The sequence below is a fragment of the Sphingorhabdus sp. Alg239-R122 genome (genome assembly GCF_900537065.1).
GTDB lineage: Bacteria > Pseudomonadota > Alphaproteobacteria > Sphingomonadales > Sphingomonadaceae > Alg239-R122.
The window spans coordinates 23086-48407 of sequence record NZ_UNRC01000005.1; the positions used below are offsets into that span (position 1 = coordinate 23086).

The window sequence follows — 25322 nt, forward strand, 5'->3', positions numbered from 1 at the left end:
ACAGGCCAATGCCTGAATTGGTGATTGCCCGTGCGCTGTCAGCAGAGGCTTTTCGTTAAAAAGCGTAAATCTTTCCACCGGAAACGCATTCAATGGCCATATGAATATTGTAACATCGCGTTACACTCCCTAGTAGATAGGCCATGTCCAATGAGATTTTAGATAATAAAGGCAGCGGTGTCGCTACATGGAGCTTTCCCCCTGTCCATCCCGAAGGCCGCAAGTTCGCGCTGATTTCCGGTGTGATATGCCTGTTTTTCGCGTTTATGGCCTGGGAAACGCTGGCCTGGCCCATGGCAGGTGTAACGGCATGGATACTCGCGTTTTTCCGCGATCCACAGCGTGTGACACAGCAGGATGAAAAATTCATCACGGCGCCCGCTGATGGCCTTGTCACATTAATCGAACAGGTCCCGCCGCCGCCTGAATTGGCCGGTGATGAGGGGCTTGGCAACGAACCGATGATGCGCGTGTCGATTTTCATGAGCGTGTTTGATGTCCATATCAACCGTGCACCCATTGGCGGCACGGTGAAGCGTGTCGCCTATATTTCCGGCAAGTTCCTGAATGCCGATCTCGATAAGGCAAGCGAAGAAAATGAGCGGCAGCACTTCATGATCGAGCGGAATGATGGTCTGCGCATCGGCTTTACGCAGATTGCGGGTCTGGTGGCCCGCCGGATTGTACCATTTGTGAAGGAAGGCGATATTGTCGCTGCCGGCCAACGTGTCGGTCTGATCCGGTTTGGCAGCAGGGTTGACGTTTACCTGCCGCACGGGACGCAGCCACGCATCGTCAAGGGACAACGTATTGTTGCGGGCGAAACTATTTTGGCGGAAGTGGGTGCGACAAAGCTGCTCACTGGAGTTAGTCAGTAATAATTAGCCAGCGATACGGCCATTTGGATAAGGAATAGACTCAACGGATGTCAGGTAAGAAGCCCCGCCGTTTTTCACCGCGCGCCATTGCGCAGCGCCGTCTGAAACTGCGCAAGGGGCTTAGCCTGAGAGCAATGGTCCCGAATGCTGTCACTGCTACAGCGCTTTGTTTTGGCCTGACCGGTATCCGTTTTGCAATAGCAGGTAATTTCGAACTGGCCGCCGCCGCCATTATCCTGGCAGGCGTTCTCGACGGTCTTGATGGCCGTATTGCCCGCATGATGAACGCACAAAGCCGTTTCGGCGCAGAGCTTGACTCGCTTTCGGATGCAATTGCCTTTGGTGTGTCACCTGCGCTGGTTATGTACCTTTGGTCATTACAAGAAATGCCGCGTTTCGGGTGGATCATCTCCTTGGCTATTGCGGTGTGCTGTGCGCTCAGGCTTGCGCGCTTCAACGCACAAATTGATATGGATGAACAGCCGCATAAGTCGGCGGGTTTCCTGACTGGCGTGCCTGCACCGGCGGGCGCGGGCCTTGCATTCCTGCCACTCTATCTGTGGCTGGTGACCGGGGAAGAATGGTTCCGCCATTACAGCGTCGTCGCCCCATGGGTCGGCGTGATAGCATTTTTGATGATATCCAACGTCGCGACTTTCAGCTGGGGCTCGCTGCGTCTGCGCCGCAATATCCGGCTGGAGGCGCTTGCGGGTGTGGCACTGCTCGGGGCTGCGTTGCTGACAATGCCGTGGCACACGCTGATTGCTATTAGCGTGATTTATGTTTTGCTGATACCATTTGGTATATTAAGTTATTCCAGAGTTAAAAAACGGCGCCTTGCTGAGCAGGTGCAGACAGGGGAGGCATAGCCCATGCTGAAAAAAACAGGGATTGTGGCAGGCGCACTGGCAGCGACATTGGTGGTTGCTCCGGTGGCCCAGGCGGAAGTGATCGAGAAAAGCGAAAACGGATTTGTGGTGCGGCACAAGGCACACGTAAAGGCCAGCCCCGATGATGTATTCAAAATGCTGCGTTCCCCCGCCAAATGGTGGTCTGCGCAGCATAGCTGGACAGGTGATGCTGATAATTTTTACATGGATGCGCAGGCGGGCGGTTGTTTTTGTGAACTGATCCCGGCGGCCAAGGAAGGCGACAAACGCGGTAGTGCAGAGCATATGCGGATAATATACGCGCAGCCGGGCAAAATGCTGCGGCTCTCAGGCGCGTTAGGGCCATTGCAGAGTGAAGCGCTCTCCGGGACGCTGACAATTGCCATCAAGGCCAATGAGGATGCAACCACGACCATCGGCTTCGAATATGTAGTTGGCGGCTTCATGCGTTTCAAAATGGATCAGATTGCCCCGGCGGTGGACCAGGTGATTGGCGAACAGATATCACGGCTTTCGATGCAGCTTGGCCCGCTCCCGAAAAAAGGGAGTGGTGGCAAGGCTGGCAATAGTGAGGATGAGAGTGCAAAAGCAGATAAGGGTGCGTCTGCAGAAGATGAAGAAGCTCCTGCAAAAAAAGACAAAAGCAGCTTTGAAAAAGAATTTGGCGATGGCGCGAAAGACGGCGGGCGTTGATCTTCATGTCATTCACACAGTGACATGCCGCATAATCTGCGTATAATTTTACAATAACATAAAAGCTGCGACTCGCATGAAGCAGCACATCTTCCGGTCGCGCATATAATAAGCCCTTGCAGCATGTGAGGGCATAGCAGGGGAGGTTTGGCTATGGCCGTATCAGATCATGTTGATTTGGAAACATTTATCAAGGGCGTGGAAAAGCGTAATCCGGGGCAAAACGAATTTGTACAAGCGGTAACGGAAGTTGCGCAGGATATTTTCGAATTTATTGCTGACAAGGAAGAATATCACGAAGCGCAGATATTACGCCGTATTGCCGAACCCGATCGCGTGGTTTCCTTTCGTGTTTGCTGGGAAGATGATAATCATAATGTGCGCGTTCAGCGTGGTTGGCGTGTGCAAAACAACAACGCCATTGGCCCCTATAAAGGCGGCATCCGTTTTCACCCCAGCGTCACCGAAAGTGTGCTGAAATTCCTGGCATTTGAACAGACATTCAAAAATTCACTCACCGGCTTGCCCATGGGCGGCGGCAAAGGCGGCGCGAATTTCAACCCCAGAGGTAAATCGGACGGGGAAGTCATGCGGTTCTGCCAGTCATTTATGACCGAGCTTTACCGCCACATTGGCCCTGACACAGATGTACCCGCCGGTGATATTGGCGTAGGTGCCCGCGAGATTGGCTATATGTTTGGTCAGTACAAGCGTATCACAGGCCGCTGGGAAGGCGTACTGACAGGTAAAGGCATGGAGTATGGCGGCTCACAAATGCGACCTGAAGCCACAGGCTATGGCGCAGTTTATTTCATGCAGAACATGCTGAAGCACAAAAAAGACGGTATTGATGGAAAAACGGCGGTGATATCCGGATCAGGTAATGTCGCCACCCATGCCGCCGAACAGATTACCAAGCAGGGCGGCAAGGTGCTAACCCTGTCAGACAGTGGCGGTTTTATTCATGATCCAGACGGTATTGATCAGGATAAGATTGACTGGATCAAGGACCTTAAAACCAACAGGCGTGGCCGGATCAGCGAATATACAGACGAGTTTACCGGTGCGTCCTATCATGAAGGTGAGCGGCCATGGGGCGTCAAATGTGATCTGGCCCTGCCATGCGCAACACAAAATGAGCTGAACGGAGACGAAGCAAGGACGTTGGTTGATAATGGCGTAATCGCTGTGTCTGAGGGCGCCAATATGCCAACTACGCTGGAGGGCGTGCATATCTTCCACGATGCGAAGATCATGTATGGTCCCGGCAAAGCTGCCAATGCGGGCGGTGTGGCGGTATCTGGCCTGGAAATGAGCCAGAATGCAGAGCGCATCAGCTGGAACCATGAGCGATTGGGCACAATGCTGACCGAGCTTATGGAGGGCATTCATGATAAATGCGTCAAATATGGCGACCAGGGCGATGGCTATGTCGATTACGTCAAAGGCGCGAATATAGCAGGGTTCAAGAAAGTGGCCGATGCCATGCTGGCTTACGGGGTTGTGTGATTTGACTGCCAGCTGGCCGTTCCCCTAAACCCTGTTTCATGAGCGCACAGGAATTTGATACTGCGGCAGGGCAGTGGTCCATGCAAATGGCTGCTGCGCCGCAATATCTATCGGGCCATGTTGCCCTCTTTCTGGAAACCAGGGGTAGTGTCTGCTACACGCTGGAAAAACTTATTCCCGATGGACATGCGATATTCATGATAAATCTCGGCCCACCACAAATGGTGGTGGAAGGCGGAGAAAATGGTGTATCCAGCAATCATGTGCGGGCCTGGCTTTCCGGCATTCACGACAGACCGCTATATACTGCGCCAGTGGCTGGTAACGGCGCTTTCCATACGCATTTCATCGCAGCTTCACTGACCTTCAGTGGAGTCTATAGCCTGTTCGGTATAGCAGCGAGTGAAGTGGCAAATCGTGTTATCGATGCTGAATTGCTGTTTGGAGAGAAAATCCGTCATTTGCATGACCAGATGGGTGAACTGGATACCACGCCACAGAGATTTGCCCTGCTGGCCGGTTTCCTGCAAAAAATATCTGAAAAGAGGTCGCGCCCTGTGCACCCTGGCGTGTTGGAAGCGATCGAAAAAACGCTGCACAACCCATATGACCTCAGGGTTAGCGGATTATGCCAGCAGCTGGATATCAGCAGGAAACACCTCAACACGGTTTACCGGCAGAATGTCGGGGTAAGCCCGAAGACATTCGCGCGTCTGGTCCGTTTCCATGCAATAGTCGATCGCTTAAGCCGCCCGCATTTTGGAGACTGGGCTGGACGTGCCATTGATGCAGGTTATTTCGATCAGGCACATATGCACCGCGATTTCGCGCAATTTGCAGCGGAGCCTCCAGGCGCTTTCATGCAGCAAATATCCGATGATGGAATGTCAATCGTATATGATGCCGAACATAATGTACTCAGGTAACATTTTTCCAATATGGAATAGTTGTACGAAGGTAGCTTGCCATCTGACCTGACAGGAGAAAGCTACATGACTGTATTTTTGAAATTGATTGCCACGTCTGCACTTGCGATCGTATCCATTCAGGCGTGGGCGAATGATAGTTCCAAAAACCTTGCTAAGCCACTTGCCCCGCTGGACCTGCTTTCAGGTTCCTGCTGGCATGGCCAATTCGCCGGACAGGAAAAAACCGACACGCATTGTTTCATACCCATATACGGTGGTGCGCATATTCTGGACCGGCACCGCGTTGATGGCGGCGAAGGTGAATATGCGGGCAGTAGTGTCTATTCATGGAACCCGAAAGAAAAGCGGATCGAATATGTCTATTTTGACAGCCATGGTGGTGTCAGCCGTGGCTGGATGAAAAAGACCGAAACGGGTTTTTCATTTCCGGATGAAACATATCTGGCGGCAAACGGGATGGAACGCATAATCAGTTCAAGGTGGCTTGTATCCGTGGATAAATGGGTTCAGACAGCCAGAGAGAATGGCCGTATCGTCTGGCAAGTGACCTATGAACGGAAACCCCTATCGGATTATCCTGAACTTTCCATGCAGGAGTGAGTTTTCTAGCCAGGTGTTGCCAGATTTAACTTGTATTTCGTCCTTGTCATCGGGCACATGGCATCCATGGCTCTTGCATCCACTCTCGGCTTCAGGCGTAAAAAAGCACCCGTTGAAATCGGCTGGGCGGAGATGGTTGATCTGCCCGAGCTTGGTATATTCGGTATCCCGTCGAAAATTGATACAGGTGCGCGTTCATCAAGCATTTATGGCACGCATATCCGGGTGATTGAACGTGATGGAACGGAATTTCTGCGCTTTCGCCTACGCACGGCACCCCGGCATTTCCACATGGTTGAGGCGCCGCTGATCGAACAGCGCCACGTGACCAGCTCAAATGGCCGCAAAGAACATCGTTATGTCATACGCACGACATTAAAGATCGGCAGGAAGAAGAAGCGCACTGACATAACAATCAGCAATCGGCGTAGTATGACCTTTCCGATGCTGGTGGGGCGGCGTGCGCTCAGAAACTCTTTTACTGTGAACGTCGCACGCAAATATGTGTTAGGGCATCCTGCGTGACCCCGAATGGGATATGCGCCTTGCCTGGATTGGAATACAGATGAAAATTGCGATGCTTGCCCGCAACCCGAACCTCTATTCGCATAGAAGGCTGGCGGAAGTGGCAGAGGCGCGTGGCCACAACCTTGACATCATCAATACGCTCAGATGTACGATGAATATCACATCGCATCGCCCTACCGTACTGTATAATGGCGAAACGCTTAGAGGCTATGACGCCGTTATCCCGCGCATTGGAGCTTCCATCACGCAATATGGACTGGCGGTGTTGCGGCAGTTTGAAATGATGGGTGTCTGGCCGCTCAATGAAAGTGTGGCGATTGGCCGCAGCCGTGACAAATTGCGGTCGATGCAGATTTTCGCGAAACATGGCCTGGGTCTGCCAGTGACCGCTTTTGCCCATGATCCGAACCAGACGGACGAAGTGCTTAAAATAGTAGGCGGCGCGCCCGCCGTGGTAAAACTGCTTGAAGGCACACAGGGTATCGGTGTGGTGTTGGGCGAGACCGAAAAATCTGCAAAATCGGTTATCGAGGCTTTTCGCGGAGCGAACGTCAACATATTGGTGCAGGAGTTTATCAAGGAAGCGGGCTCCAGCGATATCCGTATTTTCGTTATCGGTGGTAAAGTTGTCGCATCCATGATGCGCACCGGTGCGGAAGGTGACTTCCGGTCCAACCTGCACCGCGGCGGCACTGCTAAAAGCGTGAAGATAACGCCGGAGGAGCGTTCGACAGCAGTACGTGCGGCCAAAGTGATGGGGTTAAACGTTGCGGGCGTCGATATATTACGTGCCAATCATGGCCCGGTCATCATGGAGGTGAACAGCTCACCGGGGCTTGAGGGTATTGAAAGCTCCACCGGCAAGGATGTCGCGCTGAAGATTATTGAGTTCATGGAAAAAAATGCCAAGCCCGGCAATACTAAGACACGCGGTAAGGGATAAAAGGTAAGGGATAAATCTAGGCCCGCCTAGGACCAATCACCAAATCCGATTCCGGGAGAGGGGGCTTTGCGCAAAGTGGAAAGCGGCCCGCGAATGACTTCGGGCAGGTCGTCTGCGATCAGGCCTGCACCTGCTATATTGCCCGCTTTGCCATGTAGCCAGACACCGGCACAGGCTGCTTCATAGGCGGGCATGTCCTGCGCTAGCAGGCCGGTTATAAAGCCGCTGAGGACATCGCCAGACCCAGCGGTGGCCAGGTCTGGCGGCGCATTACTATTAATGGTTATACGCCCATCTGGTGCCGCAATGACGGTTTCGGGCCCCTTGAGCACAATAACGGCATCCATGTGCGATGCTGCGGCAGCAGCGCTTTCGTGAGGGGACATATTCGCGAACTTATCCGCAAATAGCCGCGTAAATTCGCCTGCATGCGGGGTCAGCACGGCATGACCCTGCGATGTTTTGAGAATGTCTGCCAAGTCATCTGCCGCGCTGGCAAAGCTTGTAAACACATCGGCATCCAGCACCATTGCGCGGCCCTGCGCAGCTATAGTGCGTACAGCGCCAACTGTATCTTCGCCAACACCGTAAGCCGGGCCGATACACAGCGCATTGATGCGCCTATCGTCCAGCAGCGCTGCCGGTCCGGCGTCGCTATCAACACGCCGCACCATTAGCGCATCGGGCAGCCGTCCGGCATGTGCCATCAATGCGGAAGCGGGTACCGCGATGGTAACGAGGCCTGCGCCTATCCGCAACGCCCCGCGCGCGGCCAGACGTGCAGCACCAGTACCTTGCAGGCCGCCTGCAAAAATAACGGCGTAGCCGCGGTTATATTTATGTCCGTCATCTGCGAGTTTCGGAAAAACATCGCGCCAAAGCTGAGGTGAATTTATGTCGGTTGCCTGCGCCATGGCTACAGCACTTCATCCTCGTCCAGCATGACATCATCAAGCATTACATCATCCAATATGCTGCCGGTTATGGTGCCGATGCGTTCTTCGACTGTATCAATGCTGCGTACTTCGGCGATGTGGAGCAAGGCGTCGCCCTGGTTGACAATGGGAAGTTGCCTGTGGCCGATAATAATGCCGTCAATTGGTGCCGTGATGGTGTGCGGATCATCACCCATCGCGTCGCTGACAATCGCAACCTTGTCACCTGTATGTACTTTTGTACCGGATATTTTGGATGGCCGGAATATGCCGCCGCGCGGGGCACGCACCCATGTTGAACGGCTGGATCGGGCAGGGTTGGCCGGAGCGTGGCCAAGCTGCTTATTTGTAATCATCCTTAAATGCCGCATGACGCGCAGTACGCCAGAGACACCGACGCGCACGGACATTTCGTCAACGCGCAAGCCTTCACCTGCTTCCAGAAGCAGCATATTGACGCCTTTCTCTTTAGCGATTGCGCGCATCGAGCCGGGGCGAAGAGGTGATTCAATGATAGCGGGCGCACCAAAAGCAAGTGCCAGTTCCTGTAAATGCGGGACATCTGGCGCTATGCGGATCTGCGGCAGGTTATACCGGTGCTGCGCAGCGGAGTGGATATCAATGCCGAGTTCACAACGGGCAATGACTTCAGTGCGGAAGATATAGGCCATTTGCGATGCCAGTGACCCTTTGGCACGGCCCGGAAATGACCGGTTCAAATCACGCCGGTCAGGCAGGTATCGGTCATGCGAGATGAAACCAAAGACATTGACAACAGGCGCAAAGATGACTGTTCCCGCCATTTTTGCCGGTTTGAGCTTGGAAAGCACCCGGCGGATGATTTCGGTGCCGATGATTTCATCGCCATGTACCGCGCCGCTCACGAATATGACAGGGCCATCCTGCCGGCCATGCAGGATGCGCAGGTCCAGCGTGACGGGCGTACCGGAGGAAAATTTGCTGATGGGCAGGGCAATGTCTGCGCTGCTGCCGGACATGACCTGATGTCCTGCAATCTCGAAAGGTTGCCGCGAATCAGATGACTGTTTGCTTTGCTTGTCTGTCATGGGCATGCAAGCTTCCACATCACAGGCTTAATGGCAATGATTGGCAGGCTATACCATGTAGCAGTTATTCGATGATCACGCGGTACGTGAGGGTGAAGCTGCCTGCTCCACTGCCACGGTCACCTTCAAGAAAGCCCATAGGGGAAACACGAAAATGCGTTACGTCCGTATCGCTGCCATCACCTGCAGCTACGGGGGTATAGCCATAGCCGGTGCCGTCGGTTGAAAAGGACAGGCTATCACTTCCATTGCCCAGGCCTGCATACGAATAAACAAGCCCTGCGCTGCCGATGCCGCCGCCATAACCGACCGGTCCACTGCCACCGCCCGCTATATCATTGACAATCAGCGCAACGTTATCCGGCAGGATGTCGGTAACAATCAGGCTATCCTTGTCAGCAGGGGCAGTGCCGCTGTTGGTGACGGTTATATTATATTCGACAATGGTTCCGGGAATTGCAAAATCATTACCCAGGCTGTTGATTTGTGTGGCGCTGGACTTGCTCACCGATATGGCGGGACGCAAGTTGGCATGAAAGCTTCGGGAAAAAGCGACAATGGCTGCGGATTCCGCCTGCCCGGCCGGAACTGAACGTTCATTGTCCTGATCGGTATCTTCCTCGACACGTAGGCCGATTGTGCTGGCCGACAGGCTGCAATAGCGAAGCCAGCCGCCATCACCATTGTTGCGGGTGCGTTTCTTGGCGACGGCAATGCGGGTGGAACTTGTAATGGGTAAAGCTGTTGCAAAGCAGCCATCATTCCAGCCGCGCACGCTGTTGCCACTGTTACTCGCGCCCCAGTTGACTGTGATGCCCGCGACGTCGGTGAAGCTGTCGCTGCTGCCCGAGGGAAAGGCAATCCAGCCCACCTGTTCCGATACGGGTGTGCCAATTGCGGCCTGGCTGCGTTCCAGCGCAACGTCAAAACCGGATGCACTTCCATTATTCGTGATTGCCGTAATATGAGGGCGTGAGGATTGGGAAGGGACGTTGCGGGTTTCGCTATTGGCGGTCTGGATCTGTGAAAGCACGGTTGCCGATGCACTCAGAGGGGAGGAAAACGTGACATTGGTCCAACTGGCTGACCCGGTGACGCCCGGACCGAGCTGCACGGATGATGTATTGACGAAACCGGCTTCGATTTCCGTGCCGCCGGGCAAAATCTGACGGCCAGGTTCAATGGCGATATACTGCACGGTTTGCGCGCCGTGCCGTCCATTGAAATTGTCAGGTTCCAGCACTAGCGCGTCGAATCCCGATATGGTTATGTTGGTGATGCGGATCGAGGCGGACTGGTTGCCTCTTTGGTCTGAAATGGCAACGACAACAGGTACCGTGTCGAAACTGGCCTGGAAACTTACCGGTGTCGGTGCATTATTGCCACCGGTCGTCCTGGTCGTTGTGAAACTACCCGCTTCCAGCCGCCCAGCGTGCGCAGCAGAAGCCATGCCTAGAAACGACATGCTAAGGAATATTGCAAAAATACTCCTGAAATACAGAACTTTACGCAGCAGCATATAATAGCCTTATCGCAAATAGTTTATGATTTCTTTACACCATTTGGTAAACCCTTGTAAAAGCCTAGAGGGTGCTTATCTGGTATTAACGATAGCCTGCGTTGCGAAGGGATTCTCCGCAGTGCAGCAAAAAACAGCAAAAATGGTAATTCCGCTGTTGACTCTGGCGTGGAATCGACCTAGGCGCTGGCTTCATTTTCGAAAACGGCAGTCACCGACATCGCAAATCTTGCGCGGCTGGTGGGTTGCCCTTTTTGTGCATGTAGCGTTGAGATGGGCCGGAAACAGGTGTTTCCATATGGTCTCGTGGAGCAGGAGAAAATTTAAGTGGCTCGTATTGCTGGGGTAAATATCCCTACAAATAAGCGTGTTATTATCGCGCTGACCTATATTCACGGTATTGGTCGCACCAAAGCGGTCGAAATTGCTGACAAGCTGAAAATCGATCATACCCGCCGCGTGCAGGACCTGAGCGATCAGGAAGTGCTGCAGATTCGTGAAACTATTGATGCTGATCATACGGTAGAGGGCGATCTTCGCCGCGATACCGCGATGAACATCAAGCGCCTTTTGGACCTGGCCTGCTATCGCGGCCTGCGTCACCGTAAAGGCCTGCCAGTTCGCGGACAGCGCACTCACACCAATGCACGTACCCGCAAGGGTAAGGCGAAACCGATTGCAGGTAAAAAGAAATAAGCCGCTGGCCGGAGTTTCTCCGGCGGCATGCTTTTTCTTTGGCAATCTTTTCAGATTTAGAATCAGGAATTAAGATAATATGGCACGCGAACCGCAGCGTATCCGCAAGAAGGAACGCAAAAACATATCATCTGGCGTAGCGCACGTTAACGCCAGTTTTAACAATACAATGGTGACAATCACCGACGCGCAGGGCAATGCGATCAGCTGGTCTTCAGCTGGCATGATGGGCTTTAAGGGCTCACGTAAATCCACGCCCTATGCTGCGCAGCTGACAGCGGAAGATGCTGGCAAGAAAGCGCAGGAGCACGGTGTACGCACTTTGGAAGTGGAAGTGAAAGGTCCAGGTTCAGGTCGTGAATCTGCACTGCGCGCTTTGCAGGCTGTTGGTTTTACCATCACCTCAATCCGCGACGTAACATCCATTCCGCATAATGGTGTCCGTCCTTCAAAACGCCGCCGGGTATAATTACCTGCGGTGTTTGAGCGGGCGGTGCATGCCGCCCAAGTTTCTTTATCAGGCCGGAATTTGATGCGAATTCATGCATCTCACAAAATTCCCGCCAAATCATTAGGGGAAGTCCATGACTGTCAATATCAAGAACTGGCAGGAATTGAAAAAGCCAAACGGCCTGGAAATGAAGGCTGGCGGCGATCCCAAGCGCAAAGCAACATTTGTGGCCGAACCACTGGAACGTGGATTCGGCCTTACGCTTGGTAATGCCCTGCGCCGGGTTCTGCTCTCATCCTTGCAGGGTGCTGCGATTACATCGATCAAGATTGAAAATGTGCTGCACGAATTCTCGTCACTCGCTGGCGTGCGCGAAGACGTGACGGACATTGTTCTCAACATCAAACAGATTTCCATTTCCATGGAAGGCGAAGGCCCGAAACGCTTGCAGCTTTCTGCAACCGGCCCTGCCGAAGTGAAAGCGGGTGATATTGCTGTTTCCGGTGATATTGAAATCCTGAACCCGGATCTTGTTATTTGCCACCTTGATGAAGGTGCGACGCTGAATATGGAGCTGACTGCAGACACTGGCAAAGGCTATGTTCCCGCTGTCGCTAACCGTCCTGCAGATGCACCAATCGGCCTGATTCCGGTGGATTCGCTCTACTCACCGATCAACCAGGTGTCCTATAAGGTAGAAAAAACCCGTGTTGGTCAGGAGCTTGACTTTGACAAGCTGGCACTCACCATCGAAACCGACGGCACCGTGACACCTGAAGATGCCATTGCATATGCAGCTCGCATTCTTCAGGATCAGCTGCAGCTGTTCGTACACTTTGAGGAATCGCTTGCTGCTGCCAACCAGGCCAGCGCTGCTGCGCAAAGCCAGGAAGAAAGCGATGCGAATCAGCTCAACCGCTATCTGCTCAAGAAAGTGGACGAACTGGAACTTTCCGTACGCTCTGCCAACTGTCTCAAGAACGACAACATCATCTATATCGGCGATCTGGTCCAGAAAACCGAAGCAGAGATGCTGCGCACGCCAAACTTTGGCCGCAAGTCACTCAACGAGATCAAGGAAGTATTGTCCAGCATGGGGCTGCGCCTCGGCATGGATATCCCCGGTTGGCCGCCTGAAAATATTGAAGAAATGGCCAAGAAGCTCGAACAGGAGCTGTTGGGTTAATCTGAATATGCCATTCCTGCCTTGGGCGGGGATGGCAAAACAGGGAAATAGGCTGACCCTGAAAACAGCCTGATTTGGACTACCTGATACGGGTCCCTAACGAACGAAAAAGGAAATACCATGCGTCATAGAATGAAGGGCCGCCGGATGCAGCGGACCAGCTCACACCGTCAGGCACTGCTGAAAAACATGTCAGCCAACCTGATCAAGCACGAGCAGATCAAGACAACCTTGCCAAAAGCCAAGGAATTGCGTCCTTATATTGAAAAGCTGGTAACACTGGCAAAAAAAGGTGGCTTGTCCAACCGCCGTCTGGCGATGTCTCGCCTTATGGATGAGACACAGCTGAAAAAACTGTTTGATGTGATGGCCGAGCGTTATGCTGACCGTAATGGCGGTTACACCCGGATCATCAAAGCCGGTTACCGTGCTTCGGACGCTGCACCTATGGCTATCATCGAATTCGTTGACCGCGATGAAGAGGCCAAAGGTCAGGACAGTGGTCCCGTCCAGAGCTTCGACGAAGAAGAATTTGCCGACGTATAAAGTACATCAGCATTATTTTGTGAAAAGGGCAGGATATCTACGGATTTCCTGCCCTTTTTCTATCCTGACCTGATATGTCAGGATAACTTGAGGCAAACTTGCCAAAAGCGCATCCCATGCTAGTCTGCATGGCTTTGATACATTATTGCTGAAAGGCACAATCCATGCGCATCTCCACACTTGCTCTATTGCTTGGAACTATATCCATGACAGCCACTGCTCCTGCTCTTGCCAAACATCATGAAGAAAAAGCGAATATGCTTTCCTATCCGGAAACGGAGACAGTTGATGTGGTCGATCCGCAATTTGGTGTGGATGTAAAGGATCCGTATCGCTGGCTGGAAGATGACGTACGCGTCAATCCCAAAGTGGCAGAATGGGTTAAGGCCCAGAACTCGGTCACGGATGCCTACCTGGAGACTCTGCCGGGCCGTGAGGCACTGGCAAAGCGGATGCAGGAACTGTTCGATTATGAACGCTTCGGTCTGCCGACCGCGCGCGGTGACAGATATTTCTATACCCGCAATGATGGTCTGCAAAACCAGTCGGTGCTTTATGTGCGCGACGGGCTGGATGGAAAAGGCAGGGTGCTTGTGGATCCAAATGCATGGGCGGATGATGGCGCAACCGCGCTTGCAGGGTGGGTGCCATCAGATGACGGGACCAAGCTGCTTTATGCCATTCAGGATGGCGGATCGGACTGGCGTACCGTGAAAGTACTGGATGTTGCCAGCGGCAAAGTCATGGACGACACAGTCGAATGGATGAAATTTTCAGGACTGAGCTGGGTTGGCAATGACGGGTTCCTGTATTCACGTTTCCCTGAGCCGGAGGAAGGCGCCGAATTCCAGTCACTGAACAAGAATCACGCTGTCTATTATCACAAGCTGGGCACCGCGCAGGCAGAAGACAGGCTTGTCTATGCAACGCCGGACAGGCCGGATCTGAACAATACGGCCGAAGTGACGTCGGACAATAAATGGGTGGTGGTGACATCATCATCGGGTACTGATGAAAAATATGAAATCACGGTGATGGATATTGGCGGTGGTAACTGGAGCCCGCGTAAGCTCATCACCGGCTTTGACAATGCGTGGGAATTGATCGACGGGATTGGCGATACGCTCTATTTCCGTACGGATAAAGACGCACCGCGCCAGCGCATCGTCAAATTTGATATGTCTGCAGCAGGGCCGCAGCCGGTAGAAACTGTGGCGCAACGTGAAGCCACACTGTCGGGCGCATCAATTGTCGGCGACAGGCTGATTGTCACTTATATGGAGGATGCCAAATCACTCGCCGAAATGCTGTCGCTGGATGGCGTGAAAGTCGGTGAGATCAACCTGAATGGCATTGGTACGGCTGGTGGATTTGGCGGTAAACCGGGCAATAACGAGACATTCTATGCCTTTACCAACTTTACCCAGCCAGGGGCAGTATACCGGCTGGACACCAAGACTGGTGAAAGCACCGTTTTTGCGAAACCTGAACTTGCGTTTGACCCTGATGACTATGTGACCACGCAAAAATTCTACTCATCAAAAGACGGTACGAAAATCCCGATGTTTATCGTGCACCGCAAGGATCTGGACCTGACTGGCGGCGCGCCGACACTGCTTTATGGATATGGTGGTTTCAACATTTCGCTGACGCCATCTTATTCCCCCACCAAAATGGCATGGATAGATGCGGGCGGTGTCTATGCCATGGCCAACCTGCGCGGGGGCGGTGAATATGGCAAAGACTGGCATGATGCCGGACGGCTTCAGAACAAGCAGAATGTGTTTGATGATTTTGCCGCTGCCGCAGAATATCTGATCGCCGAAGGTATCAGTGCGAAGGGCAAGGTTGCCATTGAAGGCCGCTCCAATGGCGGCCTGCTGGTCGGCGCGAGTGTCAACCAACGCCCGGACCTGTTCGCGGCGGGTCATGCCGCAGTCGGCGTGATGGACATGCTGCGTTTCGACCGCTTTACAGCGGGGCGTTATTGGGTGGATGATTATGGATATCCAAACAAGGAACAGGATTTCCGGAAGTTGCTGAGCTATTCACCCTATCACAATATCCGTTCCGGCGTGGAATATCCCGCGGTGATAGTCTCTACCGCTGATACCGATGACCGCGTGGTGCCGGGGCACAGTTTCAAATATACTGCGGCGCTACAGGCTGCGGATACAGGGGATAAACCCAAAATCATCCGCATCGAAACCCGCGCCGGCCACGGTAGCGGCAAGCCGACCGACAAGATTATCGAGGAATATAGCGATATCTATGCCTTCCTTGCGCATTGGACGGGATTGGACGTTGAAAGCGCAGAAGAGGAAGAATTCACACGTGAAAATATGCAGGGGGACTGAGGCCCTTTGCCCAAGGGTATAAATCATTTCAAACATGGCATGCGCCAGAACTATTGCCGCTTGCGCTGCGTTGGGTAGGGGAACCTATATTTGAGTGCAGTTTTTTGCGTTTTTTGGAATATTATTCGCTACCCTATTCACAATAATCCAACCTTGGCCTTAATTTTATAGTTATAGATGAAATACTTATAGTCACATCCATTGCGTTCATAAAAACATATAGTTTTATGAACAAAACCTGTCGCCAGGGTTCAGTGTGAGGTCAATGCGAATCACCTATAAAGTCCTTGCAAGCTCGGAAATGGTTCTGGGCAGCATTTGAAAGGACTAGCGTGATGAACAAGTTGAATAAAGCTCTTATCGGAACCGCTGCCGCTGCTGCGATGGCCGTTTCCGCAACCCCTGCTGTGGCAAAGCACCGCGACAATGACAAGATTGATGCAGGCGATGTTATTGCCGGCGCACTGATTATCGGCGGAATTGCCGCCATTGCCAGCGCAGCGAGCAAGAAAGACCGCTATGGTTATAATGACCGCGACTACCGTTATAATGACAACAGGCGTTATAAACGTGGTGATTATTACAGAGGTGACCGCTATCGTGGTGACCGTTACCGCAGCGACCGTTACCGTGGTGACTATCGTTATGACCGTGCCGGATACCGGTATAATTATGATATCAGCCCGCGTCGCGCCGTTGAAAAATGTGTCCGCGCTGTGGAGCGGCACTTGCGCCGCCACCGTGCCGATGTAACACAGATCCGCGATGTGGACCGCACACGCTACGGTTACCGCGTAAAGGGTAATGTGGTATTGCAGACCGGTTACAATGATGACCGCGGCAGGTTCACCTGCGTAGCAAATGGTCAGGGCCGCCCGAGCCTGAGGTTCAGGGGCCTGTGGAATGGCCGGTAATGCGAAAGGCATGTAAATATATGTAACGCGGCAAGGCGGTTCAGACTGGTGACAGGCTGAACCGTCTAGTCATGTTCCATAAAAGAGCGGGGCTTCCCGCATGAATTTGAAGGGAAACCCAAATGAAACAATCAAAGTTATTTGCAGGCGTCAGTGTCGCTATTGCGATGACCGCGTCGTCCTTGACACCGGCCATGGCTGCACCCGTCATGGAACCGCTTCCCGCACCGGTCAGTTATAATACGGGGCTTGAGGATCTGAGCTGGTCCCCTGCCAAAGAAACTGCTGAGCGTCATCGCCGCTATCGTCACCGCCGCCATCGCCATCGCCGCCACCGTGTGGATGCAGGCGATATCATCGCCGGGGTGTTGATACTGGGCGGTATAGCCGCTGTTGCTGATGCAGCGAGCAAGAACAAGCGTCGCAGCCGTGACCGCGATTACCGTTATGAACCCAACCAGCGCTATCCGGAGCAGCGGACCCAAAGCAACGAGTTGAATGCTGCTGCCGATCAGTGCGCTTATGCCGCCGAGGAGCGCGGCGGGCGTGATGCACGCGTGCAGCGCATCGACAAGGTGGAGCGTGACGGCAACGGCTGGATGGTTGAAGGCAGCATCTCAACACGCAGCGGCAGTGAAGGTTTCAAATGCGGCGTGACGAATGGGCGTATCGACTATGTCCAGATTGATGGTGATGGAAGCTATCGCGACGATTAATCACGCACAGTTTGTGGGGAGGGCGCCGTTTCCATCTTGGGGGCGGCGCTTTTTTTTGTGCGCAAGGACTTCCTTTTACGGAACAGCAGGATAAAGCCGAACAGCGTGCCGATAAGCGCCAGCGCGGCGAACAGTATCAATACCGGGTGGCTGGTATCCTCACGCGTTTGCAGGTCCATGATATGCAAGCCCCACATAAAGTCGAATGTCCGCCACAGTCCGCTGCGAGTGGCCAGCGTTTCTCCGGTCTCGGCATCGATATAGATGTGTGTGTCATCGCCGAAAACGGCCTGCCATGCAGGGCGCCCGCGTCGCAGCTCAAGCGGGTTTGCGTCTGCCGCAAAATAGGTCACACCCTTTAAGGCGGCTTCACCTGCATAGGCATTTTGCGCAAAGGCAGATGCCTTGATAGCGGTCAATGGTGGTAAAATGTCACCAGTGGTGCCAGATGCGCGTTTCTTGCCGCCATCCTGAAACATGATAACCCATACTGGGCCGTCCGCTTGCTGGACAAGACTGGCGCTGGTTATGGCGCGGCCTTTCAGGCTGGGCGGTGCCGGCGTGAATGGCGCTATGGCGGCAGGCGGCGCTTTTAGATGATTGCCGCGCACCTTTTCAATGGGCTGTGATACCATGAACAGTCCGCTGATGGTCCATAGCAGTAACGGAATACCGATCAACCAGCCCAGCCAGATATGGAACCTGGCTGTTTTCCTGAAAAAGCCTTGGCTAGTCTTCATTCCGGCCCCGATAGGTCGGCAGCCCGAGCTGGTAATGAATAGCGGCTCCGCGCAGTGCAAAGCCGGCAAGGGCGGATATAACTGCGGCAACAGGCGCCGTGACACCGACAAGCGATAGGATGACAAACATGGTAGCTGCCAGTGCAGCAGCGGTCACATAAAGCTCAGGCCGCATTAATATGGATGGTTCACCAGCCAGAACATCACGGATAATACCGCCGACACAGGCGGTTATCACGCCCATCATCATGGCGGGCAAGGGGTGGACGCCATATTCGAGCGATTTGGCTGCGCCAAATACGGCATAGGCAGCGAGTCCTGCAGCATCGAGCCAGTCGAGCGTTTTCCCCTTCCACCAGCGTTCGGGCGTGATCCAGACTAGCAAGACCACGGCCAGAACGGCCATGGGCACCATCGCATCTTGTATCCAGAACACCGGTGCATCAATCAGCAGGTCACGGATTGTGCCGCCGCCCACGCCTGTCACGAGTGCGAAAAAGGCGAAGGTCACCAGTGTTTGCCCCTTGCGCGCTGCCGCCAGTGCTCCGGTCATGGCAAACACGGCAATACCAAACAGGTCCAGCGTAGTCAGGATCGGTCCGATGATGACCTCAGGAGGGGGCAGTAATGGATTGGTCATGCCTCTTTCCTGCCCCTTCTGCGATCAGATATGGATTGGCTTGCCCTGTACTGCCATGGCCGCTTCCTTTACCGCTTCGCTGTGCGTTGGGTGGGCGTGGCAGGTATAGGCAATATCTTCAGATGTAGCACCAAATTCCATCGCCTGTGCGGCCTGGGCAATCATAGTGCCAGCGACGGAGGCGATGCACCACACGCCCAGCACGCGGTCGGTCTCGGCATCGGCCACAACCTTCACGAAACCGTCTGGCTCGTGGTTGGTTTTGGCGCGGCTGTTGGCCATCATAGGGAATTTGCCAACCTTGACTTTGGTCTTGTCGCCGCCGGCTTTTTCAATGGCTTCTTCCGTGGTGAGGCCGACACCGGCGAATTCGGGCATGGTGTAGACCACACCCGGGATGATGTCGTGGTTCACGATACCGGTCTGGCCGGCGATATTTTCCGCACAGGCAATGCCTTCGTCCTCGGCCTTGTGCGCGAGCATCGGACCCGGAACAACGTCGCCGATCGCCCACACACCATCGACTTTGGTGCGGAAATCGTGATCGGTTTCGATCTGGCCGCGCTGGTTGGTTTCGAGACCGATATTTTCGAGACCAAGACCTTCAGTGTTAGGCTTGCGCCCGATTGAGACAAGCACGCAATCTGCTTCCAATGTCTCTTCGTCTCCCCCCGCTGCGGGTTCCAGTGTCAGTGTGGCCTTCTTGCCCTTGACCGTGCAGCCGGTGACCTTGGTCTTGAGTTTGAGTTCCATGCCTTGTTTCTTGAATATCTTGGCCGCTTCCTTGCGCACGTCACCATCCATGCCGGGGAGCAGCTGGTCGAGGAACTCGACCACGGTTACTTCAGCGCCCAGGCGATTCCAGACGGAACCCAGCTCCAGCCCGATAACGCCGCCGCCGATGACGACCATTTTTTTGGGTACCTTTTTCAGTTCCAGTGCGCCGGTGGAATCAACCACCACCTGCTTGGCATTGTCAACCTCGACACCCGGCAGCGGGGTTACCGAAGACCCTGTGGCGATAATGATGTTCTTTGCGGTGACGCTCTCGTCTCCAACTTTGATCGTATGGGCATCCTGAAAGGTGGCAAGCCCCTTTTTCCAGTCTATCTTATTCTTTTTAAACAGAAATTCTATGCCCTTCGTCAGGCCGTCGACCGCGTCGGTCCGCTGGCCATGCATCGCAGTTAGGTTAAGCTTGGGTTTCACCTCGATACCCATGCTTTCCATCGCACCGTTCGCCGCCGCGTCGTAATATTCAGACGCGTGCAGCATAGCCTTGGAAGGAATGCAGCCGACATTGAGGCATGTACCGCCCAGTGTCTCCCGGCTCTCCGCGCAAGCAGTTTTCAGGCCCAGTTGCGCCGCCCGGATCGCGGCTACATATCCGCCAGGACCCGCACCAATTACCAGAACATCATAATCAAATTCAGACATAGAAAATTTCCTTAAAGATCAATCAAAAGCCGTGTGGGGTCTTCAATCGCTTCCTTGATGCGGACGAGGAATGTCACGGCTTCGCGCCCGTCGATAAGGCGGTGGTCATAGCTAAGCGCGAGATACATCATCGGGCGCGCTTCGATCGAACCATCGGGCATGACAACCGCGCGTTTTTCAATGCGGTGCAGGCCGAGCACAGCCGATTGCGGCGGATTGATGATGGGAGTCGACATAAGCGAGCCAAACACACCGCCATTTGAAATGGTGAACGTGCCGCCCTGCATTTCTTCCATTTTCAGGCTGCCATCTTTTGCGCGGCGGCCAAAATCACCAATGGTGTTTTCGATATCGGCAAAGCTCATCTGCTGCGCATTGCGGATCACCGGTACGACAAGCCCGTTGGGCGCGCTGACCGCGACCGAGATATCGACATAATCGTGATAGACGATTTCCTTGTCATCAATCTGCGCATTGACGGAAGGTACGTCTTTCAGGGCCAGGCAGGCGGCTTTGGCGAAAAAGCCCATAAAGCCCAGGCGGACACCGTGTTTCTTCTCGAACAGTTCCTTGTACTTTGTACGGGCTTCGATAACCGCTGTCATGTCGACATCATTGAAGGTGGTCAGCAGCGCTGCTGTATCCTGTGCAGATTTCAGCCGCTTGGCTATGGTCTGACGCAGGCGCGTCATGCGCACGCGCTCCTCGCCGCGCATATTGGCCGGGGCAGCGGCAGCTTCGGTGCCCGCCTCTGCCGCAGGTGCAGGTTTCGGGTTCTTTGCTGCAGCCAGCACATCTTCTTTCGTCAGGCGGCCATCGCGGCCCGTGCCCTTGATGCTGCTGGGGTCAAGCCCGTGTTCCAGCACCAGACGGCGAACGGCGGGTGACAATGTGACCGGCGCGCTATTCGCATCAGGCTGCTGCTTTGCCTTTGTTTCGGTTTTCGCAGCCGTATCATCGGCTTTCGCGGCGGGCTTCGCTGCGGCCGCACCGCTGCCTGCTTCAATGGTTGCAATCAGTGCGCCGACCTCGACATTATCGCCCTCGGCAACTTTATGTTCGCCCAGCACACCAGCAGCGGGGGCAGGGACTTCTACCGCAACCTTGTCGGTTTCCAGACTGACGATCGGTTCGTCTACCGCAACGGCGTCGCCCGGCTGTTTCAACCATTCACCAACTGTTGCCTCGGTAATCGATTCACCCAGTGTGGGTACATTTACATCAATGGCCATGATATTTTTCAGCCCTTTCTCTGACGACGTATTTCTTTGCGGACGCTATGTCCCAGCGCATCTGCGACCAGCGCGCCCTGTTCGGATAGGTGGCGTTTGGCATAACCGGTTGCGGGCGATGCCGATGCGGCGCGTCCGGCATAGCGCGGACGCTGCGGCTTCAATTTGGCTTTGACCATGCATTCTTCAATGCATGGCTCGACAAATGTCCATGCGCCATTATTTTTCGGTTCTTCCTGCGCCCAGACGACTTCTTCCAAATTGGTCATGCGCTTCATCCGTTTGACCAGCGGTTCGCCGGGGAAGGGATAAATTTGCTCAATACGGACGATGGAAATGTCGGTATCGCCTGCGGCATCGCGCGCTTCCATAAGGTCATATGCGACCTTGCCCGAACACAAAATGAGGCGTTTAATGTCTTTGTCCGCTGGTGGGTTCCTATCGGATTTAATCCGCATGAAGTGACTGGTGCCGATAAAATCTTCGGTTTCCGAAACAGCCATTTTGTGGCGCAACAGCGACTTGGGTGTCATTATAATCAGCGGTTTGCGGAAGTTACGGTGCATTTGCCGGCGCAGCACATGGTAGTAATTAGCAGGTGTGGTGATGTTGCATACTTGCATATTATCATCGGCGCATAGCTGTAGAAAACGTTCTAGCCGTGCCGAGCTATGCTCTGGCCCCTGACCTTCATAACCATGAGGAAGCAGCATGACGAGGCCGTTGGCGCGTAGCCATTTGGATTCGCCCGATGCGATAAACTGGTCGATCATAATCTGCGCACCATTGGCAAAATCGCCAAATTGCGCTTCCCATAGCACCAGCGTTTTCGGGTCGGCCAGTGCATAGCCATATTCAAAACCCAGCACGCCATATTCGGATAGCGGGCTATCGAGTACTTCAAAGTTGCCATGTGGAACTTGTTCGAGCGGCACATAACGCGCCTCTGTTTTCTGATCGACCCATACGGCATGACGCTGGCTAAATGTACCGCGTCCGCTGTCTTGACCGGACAGACGAACATTATAGCCTTCGCTGACAAGCGAGCCGTAAGCCAGCGCTTCGGCGGTTGCCCAGTCAAAACCTTCGCCGTTTTCAAACATTTTCGCCTTGGCGGCGATAATGCGTTTCAATGTGTTATGAACATTGTGTTCTTCAGGAACAGTCGTCAGCGTGCGCCCCAGACTATCGAACAGTTTTTTGTCGATACCCGTTTCGGTATTGCGCCGCGCCGTTTCAGGGCTGGCAGGTTTATGTAACCCTGACCATTGGCCGCTAAACCAGTCGGCTTTATTGGGTTCATAATCCTTGGCACTGTCAAATTCATTTTGCAGCTGGGCTGTGAAATCATCCTCGGTCTGCTTGACCCAGGCACCATCAATAACGCCTTCTTTGGCAAGTCGCGCACCATATATTTTGCTGACATGCGGGTGTTTTTTGATTTCATCATACATCAGCGGCTGTGTGAATTTGGGTTCATCGCCTTCATTATGGCCATAACGGCGGTAACACCACATATCGATCACAATATCACGGCCAAAACGCTGGCGAAAATCAATTGCAATCTTGCAGGCAAATGTCACTGCTTCGGGATCATCGCCGTTGACGTGGATGATCGGCGCCTGCACGCCTTTGGCAACATCGGACGGATAGGGTGATGACCGCGCGAACTGCGGGCTGGTCGTGAAGCCGACCTGATTGTTAATCACAAAGTGAATGCAGCCACCGGTATTATATCCGCGAATGCCGGAAAAACCGAGGCATTCCCATACGATACCTTGTCCCGCAAAAGCTGCATCACCGTGTAGCAACACAGGCAAGACCTGGTCGTGTTCTTCCAGATCATCACGCAAAACTTGCTGCGCGCGGACTTTGCCGAGGACCACTGGATCAACAGCCTCAAGGTGAGACGGGTTGGGGACCAGCGACATGTGTACGCTAATGCCGTCAAACTCGCGGTCGGTGGAGGTGCCGAGGTGATATTTCACATCGCCCGAACCACCCACGTCATCGGGGTTGGCGGAGCCACCGGAAAATTCGTGGAAGATAACGTGATATGGCTTGGCCATCACATTGGCGAGCACGTTCAGGCGGCCACGGTGCGCCATGCCGAACACGATTTCCTGCACGCCGTACTGGCCGCCATATTTGATAACGGCTTCCAGTGCAGGCACCATGGATTCGCCGCCATCCAGGCCAAAACGCTTGGTGCCGACATATTTTTTGGCGAGGAAGTTTTCAAACTGCTCGGCTTCGATGACTTTGCTCAGTATGGCTTTCTTGCCAAGCTCGGTAAATTCCACCGTAGCTTTGCTGCCTTCCATGCGTTCCTGAAAGAATACGCGCTCTTCCAGATCGGAAATATGCATATATTCCAGACCGATATTGCCGCAATAATTGGCACGTAACTGATCGACAAGCTCCCTTACGGTCGCTGTTTCCAACCCCATCGTGCCGCCCAGATAGACTTTCTTGTCCAGATTTTTATCGGAAAAACCATGATATTCCGGCGTCAAGTCTGCCGGGAGTTCGCGGGTAGAACGGCCCAGCGGATCAAGGTCCGCCGCCAGATGTCCGCGCACCCGGTAGGTGCGGATCAACATCATGGCACGGATTGAATCCCCGGCAGCTTCGGCAATGCTGCCCGTGTCGAGTGCGGCCGCAACCTTGCCTTTGCCTTTGGATTGCGCTTTCGGCTCTGGCTCCATGCGCGTCGGGTCGAGCGCGGATGTGAGATCGTCACTGTCATTCAAAGGCCAGTGTGACCGCTGCCAGCTCGGTCCGCTTGCGGCGTCTTCAAGGCCTACAAACCATTGCTGCCACTTGGCGTCGACGCTGCCAGGATTGTCCCGGTACTGCCGATAGAGTGATTCCACGAAAGAAGGGCTTACACCCTCCAGATCATCGAAATCCTGACCTTCAAAACCCATATGCTTTTCCTTTGGGTCAAATCCCCGAGAAGAGATTGCCTGGCGCTTACACCGTTTCTTTCAGCAGCGCGTCGAGCGTGGTGCCGAGTTCGGACGGGCTGGGCGATACGCGGATACCAGCGGCTTCCATCGCCGCAATTTTGTCTTCTGCGCCGCCTTGACCGCCGGACACAATTGCACCGGCATGACCCATGCGGCGTCCCGGAGGCGCCGTAAGACCCGCGATAAAGCCAACCATTGGCTTGCTGCGGCCTTTTTTGGCTTCGTCGGCGATAAACTGCGCGGCTTCTTCTTCTGCGCTACCGCCGATTTCACCGATCATGATGATCGATTTGGTTTCATCGTCCGCAAGGAATAGCTCGAGCACGTCGATAAAATTGGTGCCATTCACCGGGTCACCGCCAATGCCAACCGCCGTGGTCTGGCCAAGGCCCACCGCAGTCGTCTGATGCACGGCTTCATAAGTCAGCGTACCGGAACGTGAAACAACACCGACAGACCCTTTTTGGAAAATGCTGCCGGGCATGATGCCGATCTTGCATTCGTCAGGGGTCAGAACGCCCGGGCAGTTGGGGCCGATAAGACGCGATTTCGAGCCTTGCAGCGCGCGTTTCACACGAACCATATCAAGCACGGGAACGCCTTCGGTAATCGCAACGATCAGCTCAATCTCTGCATCAATTGCCTCGAGGATTGAGTCCGCAGCAAATGGCGGCGGCACATAAACAACGCTGGCGGTCGCGCCGGTTGCTTCCTTGGCTTCACCCACAGTGTTAAAATTGGGCAGCCCCAGATGCGTCGTGCCGCCTTTGCCGGGGGTCACGCCTGCAACCATCTGCGTGCCATAATCCAGCGCCTGCTGCGTGTGGAATGTACCGGTATTGCCGGTCATGCCCTGGGTTATGACTTTGGTGTTTTTGTTAATAAGGATGCTCATTATTATTCCTTTTCGTCACTTCGGCGAGCGGGAGGCACATTCCCGTGCT

Annotated in this window: 24 protein-coding genes; 15 read left to right on the plus strand and 9 right to left on the minus strand. The window is 54.0% G+C overall.

Annotated elements, in window-relative coordinates; all coding sequences use genetic code 11:
- Nucleotides 1-143 precede the first annotated feature (143 nt).
- From G6Q15_RS06770 to rimK, 8 genes are all read left to right on the plus strand, one after another.
- Complete coding sequence (locus G6Q15_RS06770; RefSeq protein WP_164117052.1) at nt 144-878, plus strand: phosphatidylserine decarboxylase; 735 nt, start codon at nt 144-146, stop codon at nt 876-878.
- 47 nt (nt 879-925) lie between these two features.
- The gene (locus G6Q15_RS06775; RefSeq protein ID WP_164117054.1) at nt 926-1747 is read left to right on the plus strand and encodes a phosphatidylcholine/phosphatidylserine synthase; all 822 of its coding nucleotides are present in this window, start codon (nt 926-928) and stop codon (nt 1745-1747) included.
- 3 nt (nt 1748-1750) lie between these two features.
- Complete coding sequence (locus G6Q15_RS06780; protein WP_164117056.1) at nt 1751-2461, plus strand: hypothetical protein; 711 nt, start codon at nt 1751-1753, stop codon at nt 2459-2461.
- A gap of 153 nt (nt 2462-2614) precedes the next feature.
- The gene (gene gdhA / locus G6Q15_RS06785; protein WP_164117058.1) at nt 2615-3970 is read left to right on the plus strand and encodes an NADP-specific glutamate dehydrogenase; all 1356 of its coding nucleotides are present in this window, start codon (nt 2615-2617) and stop codon (nt 3968-3970) included.
- A 38-nt stretch (nt 3971-4008) separates the two neighbouring features.
- Nucleotides 4009-4896 (plus strand): AraC family transcriptional regulator, encoded by an 888-nt coding sequence (locus G6Q15_RS06790; RefSeq protein ID WP_164117060.1) that lies wholly within the window; start codon nt 4009-4011, stop codon nt 4894-4896.
- A 66-nt stretch (nt 4897-4962) separates the two neighbouring features.
- Nucleotides 4963-5499 carry a hypothetical protein gene (locus tag G6Q15_RS06795; protein WP_164117061.1) on the plus strand — a complete coding sequence of 179 codons (537 nt, stop codon included), beginning with the start codon at nt 4963-4965 and terminating at the stop codon, nt 5497-5499.
- A 66-nt stretch (nt 5500-5565) separates the two neighbouring features.
- On the plus strand, nt 5566-6024 hold the full coding sequence (locus G6Q15_RS06800; protein WP_164117063.1) for a RimK/LysX family protein: 459 nt from the start codon (nt 5566-5568) through the stop codon (nt 6022-6024).
- Nucleotides 6025-6064: 40 nt separating this feature from the next.
- A complete protein-coding gene (rimK, locus tag G6Q15_RS06805) occupies nt 6065-6970 on the plus strand; it encodes a 30S ribosomal protein S6--L-glutamate ligase (protein WP_164117065.1) in 906 nt (301 codons plus the stop codon).
- Nucleotides 6971-6996: 26 nt separating this feature from the next.
- On the opposite strand, the gene G6Q15_RS06810 is transcribed toward rimK, so the two are convergent.
- From G6Q15_RS06810 to G6Q15_RS06820, 3 genes are all read right to left on the minus strand, one after another.
- Nucleotides 6997-7884 carry an NAD(P)H-hydrate dehydratase gene (locus G6Q15_RS06810; protein ID WP_164117067.1) on the minus strand — a complete coding sequence of 296 codons (888 nt, stop codon included), beginning with the start codon at nt 7882-7884 and terminating at the stop codon, nt 6997-6999.
- Between the two features lie 2 nt (nt 7885-7886).
- Entirely contained in the window at nt 7887-8972 is a 1086-nt protein-coding gene (locus G6Q15_RS06815; protein ID WP_164117069.1) for a succinylglutamate desuccinylase/aspartoacylase family protein, read from the minus strand.
- Nucleotides 8973-9036: 64 nt separating this feature from the next.
- On the minus strand, nt 9037-10422 hold the full coding sequence (locus G6Q15_RS06820; RefSeq protein WP_164117071.1) for a DUF11 domain-containing protein: 1386 nt from the start codon (nt 10420-10422) through the stop codon (nt 9037-9039).
- Nucleotides 10423-10818: 396 nt separating this feature from the next.
- On the opposite strand from G6Q15_RS06820, the gene rpsM reads away from it, so the two are divergent.
- The 7 genes from rpsM (at nt 10819) to G6Q15_RS06855 (ending at nt 17357) form a co-directional block, all read left to right on the plus strand.
- Nucleotides 10819-11187 carry a 30S ribosomal protein S13 gene (gene rpsM, locus G6Q15_RS06825; RefSeq protein WP_164117073.1) on the plus strand — a complete coding sequence of 123 codons (369 nt, stop codon included), beginning with the start codon at nt 10819-10821 and terminating at the stop codon, nt 11185-11187.
- 79 nt (nt 11188-11266) lie between these two features.
- The gene (gene rpsK, locus G6Q15_RS06830; RefSeq protein ID WP_164117075.1) at nt 11267-11656 is read left to right on the plus strand and encodes a 30S ribosomal protein S11; all 390 of its coding nucleotides are present in this window, start codon (nt 11267-11269) and stop codon (nt 11654-11656) included.
- A gap of 115 nt (nt 11657-11771) precedes the next feature.
- Nucleotides 11772-12824 (plus strand): DNA-directed RNA polymerase subunit alpha, encoded by a 1053-nt coding sequence (locus G6Q15_RS06835; protein ID WP_164117077.1) that lies wholly within the window; start codon nt 11772-11774, stop codon nt 12822-12824.
- A 120-nt stretch (nt 12825-12944) separates the two neighbouring features.
- Nucleotides 12945-13370: a 50S ribosomal protein L17 gene (rplQ, locus tag G6Q15_RS06840; protein WP_164117079.1), complete on the plus strand. Its 426-nt coding sequence runs from the start codon at nt 12945-12947 to the stop codon at nt 13368-13370.
- A gap of 206 nt (nt 13371-13576) precedes the next feature.
- On the plus strand, nt 13577-15727 hold the full coding sequence (locus tag G6Q15_RS06845; protein ID WP_240330794.1) for a prolyl oligopeptidase family serine peptidase: 2151 nt from the start codon (nt 13577-13579) through the stop codon (nt 15725-15727).
- A gap of 335 nt (nt 15728-16062) precedes the next feature.
- Nucleotides 16063-16641: a hypothetical protein gene (locus G6Q15_RS06850; RefSeq protein WP_164117084.1), complete on the plus strand. Its 579-nt coding sequence runs from the start codon at nt 16063-16065 to the stop codon at nt 16639-16641.
- Between the two features lie 122 nt (nt 16642-16763).
- On the plus strand, nt 16764-17357 hold the full coding sequence (locus G6Q15_RS06855; RefSeq protein ID WP_164117086.1) for a hypothetical protein: 594 nt from the start codon (nt 16764-16766) through the stop codon (nt 17355-17357).
- On the opposite strand, the gene G6Q15_RS06860 is transcribed toward G6Q15_RS06855, so the two are convergent.
- From G6Q15_RS06860 to sucD, 6 genes are read right to left on the minus strand one after another with little or no spacing between them, the layout of a single operon-like run.
- Entirely contained in the window at nt 17354-18097 is a 744-nt protein-coding gene (locus G6Q15_RS06860; RefSeq protein WP_164117089.1) for a PepSY domain-containing protein, read from the minus strand. The genes G6Q15_RS06855 and G6Q15_RS06860 overlap by 4 nt on opposite strands.
- Entirely contained in the window at nt 18087-18737 is a 651-nt protein-coding gene (locus G6Q15_RS06865) for a trimeric intracellular cation channel family protein (RefSeq protein WP_164117091.1), read from the minus strand. Before G6Q15_RS06865 ends, G6Q15_RS06860 begins: the two co-directional genes overlap by 11 nt.
- Before the next feature lie 24 nt (nt 18738-18761).
- Complete coding sequence (gene lpdA / locus G6Q15_RS06870) at nt 18762-20174, minus strand: dihydrolipoyl dehydrogenase (protein ID WP_164117093.1); 1413 nt, start codon at nt 20172-20174, stop codon at nt 18762-18764.
- An 11-nt stretch (nt 20175-20185) separates the two neighbouring features.
- Nucleotides 20186-21406, minus strand: coding sequence for a 2-oxoglutarate dehydrogenase complex dihydrolipoyllysine-residue succinyltransferase (gene odhB / locus G6Q15_RS06875; RefSeq protein ID WP_164117095.1), 1221 nt, complete (start codon nt 21404-21406; stop codon nt 20186-20188).
- Nucleotides 21407-21414: 8 nt separating this feature from the next.
- On the minus strand, nt 21415-24336 hold the full coding sequence (locus tag G6Q15_RS06880) for a 2-oxoglutarate dehydrogenase E1 component (RefSeq protein WP_164117098.1): 2922 nt from the start codon (nt 24334-24336) through the stop codon (nt 21415-21417).
- Between the two features lie 46 nt (nt 24337-24382).
- Nucleotides 24383-25273, minus strand: coding sequence for a succinate--CoA ligase subunit alpha (gene sucD / locus G6Q15_RS06885; protein ID WP_164117100.1), 891 nt, complete (start codon nt 25271-25273; stop codon nt 24383-24385).
- Nucleotides 25274-25322: the final 49 nt, after the last annotated feature.

Bases quoted from the DNA above. Each gene is read 5' to 3' on its own strand.
- rpsK (WP_164117075.1), top strand. From the start codon at position 11,267: ATGGCACGCGAACCGCAGCGTATCCGCAAGAAGGAACGCAAAAACATA.
- G6Q15_RS06795 (WP_164117061.1), top strand. From the start codon at position 4,963: ATGACTGTATTTTTGAAATTGATTGCCACGTCTGCACTTGCGATCGTA.
- G6Q15_RS06880 (WP_164117098.1), bottom strand. From the start codon at position 24,336: ATGGGTTTTGAAGGTCAGGATTTCGATGATCTGGAGGGTGTAAGCCCT.
- G6Q15_RS06800 (WP_164117063.1), top strand. From the start codon at position 5,566: ATGGCTCTTGCATCCACTCTCGGCTTCAGGCGTAAAAAAGCACCCGTT.
- G6Q15_RS06835 (WP_164117077.1), top strand. From the start codon at position 11,772: ATGACTGTCAATATCAAGAACTGGCAGGAATTGAAAAAGCCAAACGGC.
- G6Q15_RS06775 (WP_164117054.1), top strand. From the start codon at position 926: ATGTCAGGTAAGAAGCCCCGCCGTTTTTCACCGCGCGCCATTGCGCAG.
- rimK (WP_164117065.1), top strand. From the start codon at position 6,065: ATGAAAATTGCGATGCTTGCCCGCAACCCGAACCTCTATTCGCATAGA.
- G6Q15_RS06850 (WP_164117084.1), top strand. From the start codon at position 16,063: ATGAACAAGTTGAATAAAGCTCTTATCGGAACCGCTGCCGCTGCTGCG.
- gdhA (WP_164117058.1), top strand. From the start codon at position 2,615: ATGGCCGTATCAGATCATGTTGATTTGGAAACATTTATCAAGGGCGTG.
- G6Q15_RS06810 (WP_164117067.1), bottom strand. From the start codon at position 7,884: ATGGCGCAGGCAACCGACATAAATTCACCTCAGCTTTGGCGCGATGTT.
- G6Q15_RS06860 (WP_164117089.1), bottom strand. From the start codon at position 18,097: ATGAAGACTAGCCAAGGCTTTTTCAGGAAAACAGCCAGGTTCCATATC.
- lpdA (WP_164117093.1), bottom strand. From the start codon at position 20,174: ATGTCTGAATTTGATTATGATGTTCTGGTAATTGGTGCGGGTCCTGGC.
- G6Q15_RS06855 (WP_164117086.1), top strand. From the start codon at position 16,764: ATGAAACAATCAAAGTTATTTGCAGGCGTCAGTGTCGCTATTGCGATG.
- G6Q15_RS06845 (WP_240330794.1), top strand. From the start codon at position 13,577: ATGACAGCCACTGCTCCTGCTCTTGCCAAACATCATGAAGAAAAAGCG.
- sucD (WP_164117100.1), bottom strand. From the start codon at position 25,273: ATGAGCATCCTTATTAACAAAAACACCAAAGTCATAACCCAGGGCATG.
- G6Q15_RS06865 (WP_164117091.1), bottom strand. From the start codon at position 18,737: ATGACCAATCCATTACTGCCCCCTCCTGAGGTCATCATCGGACCGATC.
- G6Q15_RS06770 (WP_164117052.1), top strand. From the start codon at position 144: ATGTCCAATGAGATTTTAGATAATAAAGGCAGCGGTGTCGCTACATGG.
- rplQ (WP_164117079.1), top strand. From the start codon at position 12,945: ATGCGTCATAGAATGAAGGGCCGCCGGATGCAGCGGACCAGCTCACAC.
- G6Q15_RS06820 (WP_164117071.1), bottom strand. From the start codon at position 10,422: ATGGCTTCTGCTGCGCACGCTGGGCGGCTGGAAGCGGGTAGTTTCACA.
- G6Q15_RS06790 (WP_164117060.1), top strand. From the start codon at position 4,009: ATGAGCGCACAGGAATTTGATACTGCGGCAGGGCAGTGGTCCATGCAA.
- G6Q15_RS06815 (WP_164117069.1), bottom strand. From the start codon at position 8,972: ATGACAGACAAGCAAAGCAAACAGTCATCTGATTCGCGGCAACCTTTC.
- G6Q15_RS06780 (WP_164117056.1), top strand. From the start codon at position 1,751: ATGCTGAAAAAAACAGGGATTGTGGCAGGCGCACTGGCAGCGACATTG.
- odhB (WP_164117095.1), bottom strand. From the start codon at position 21,406: ATGGCCATTGATGTAAATGTACCCACACTGGGTGAATCGATTACCGAG.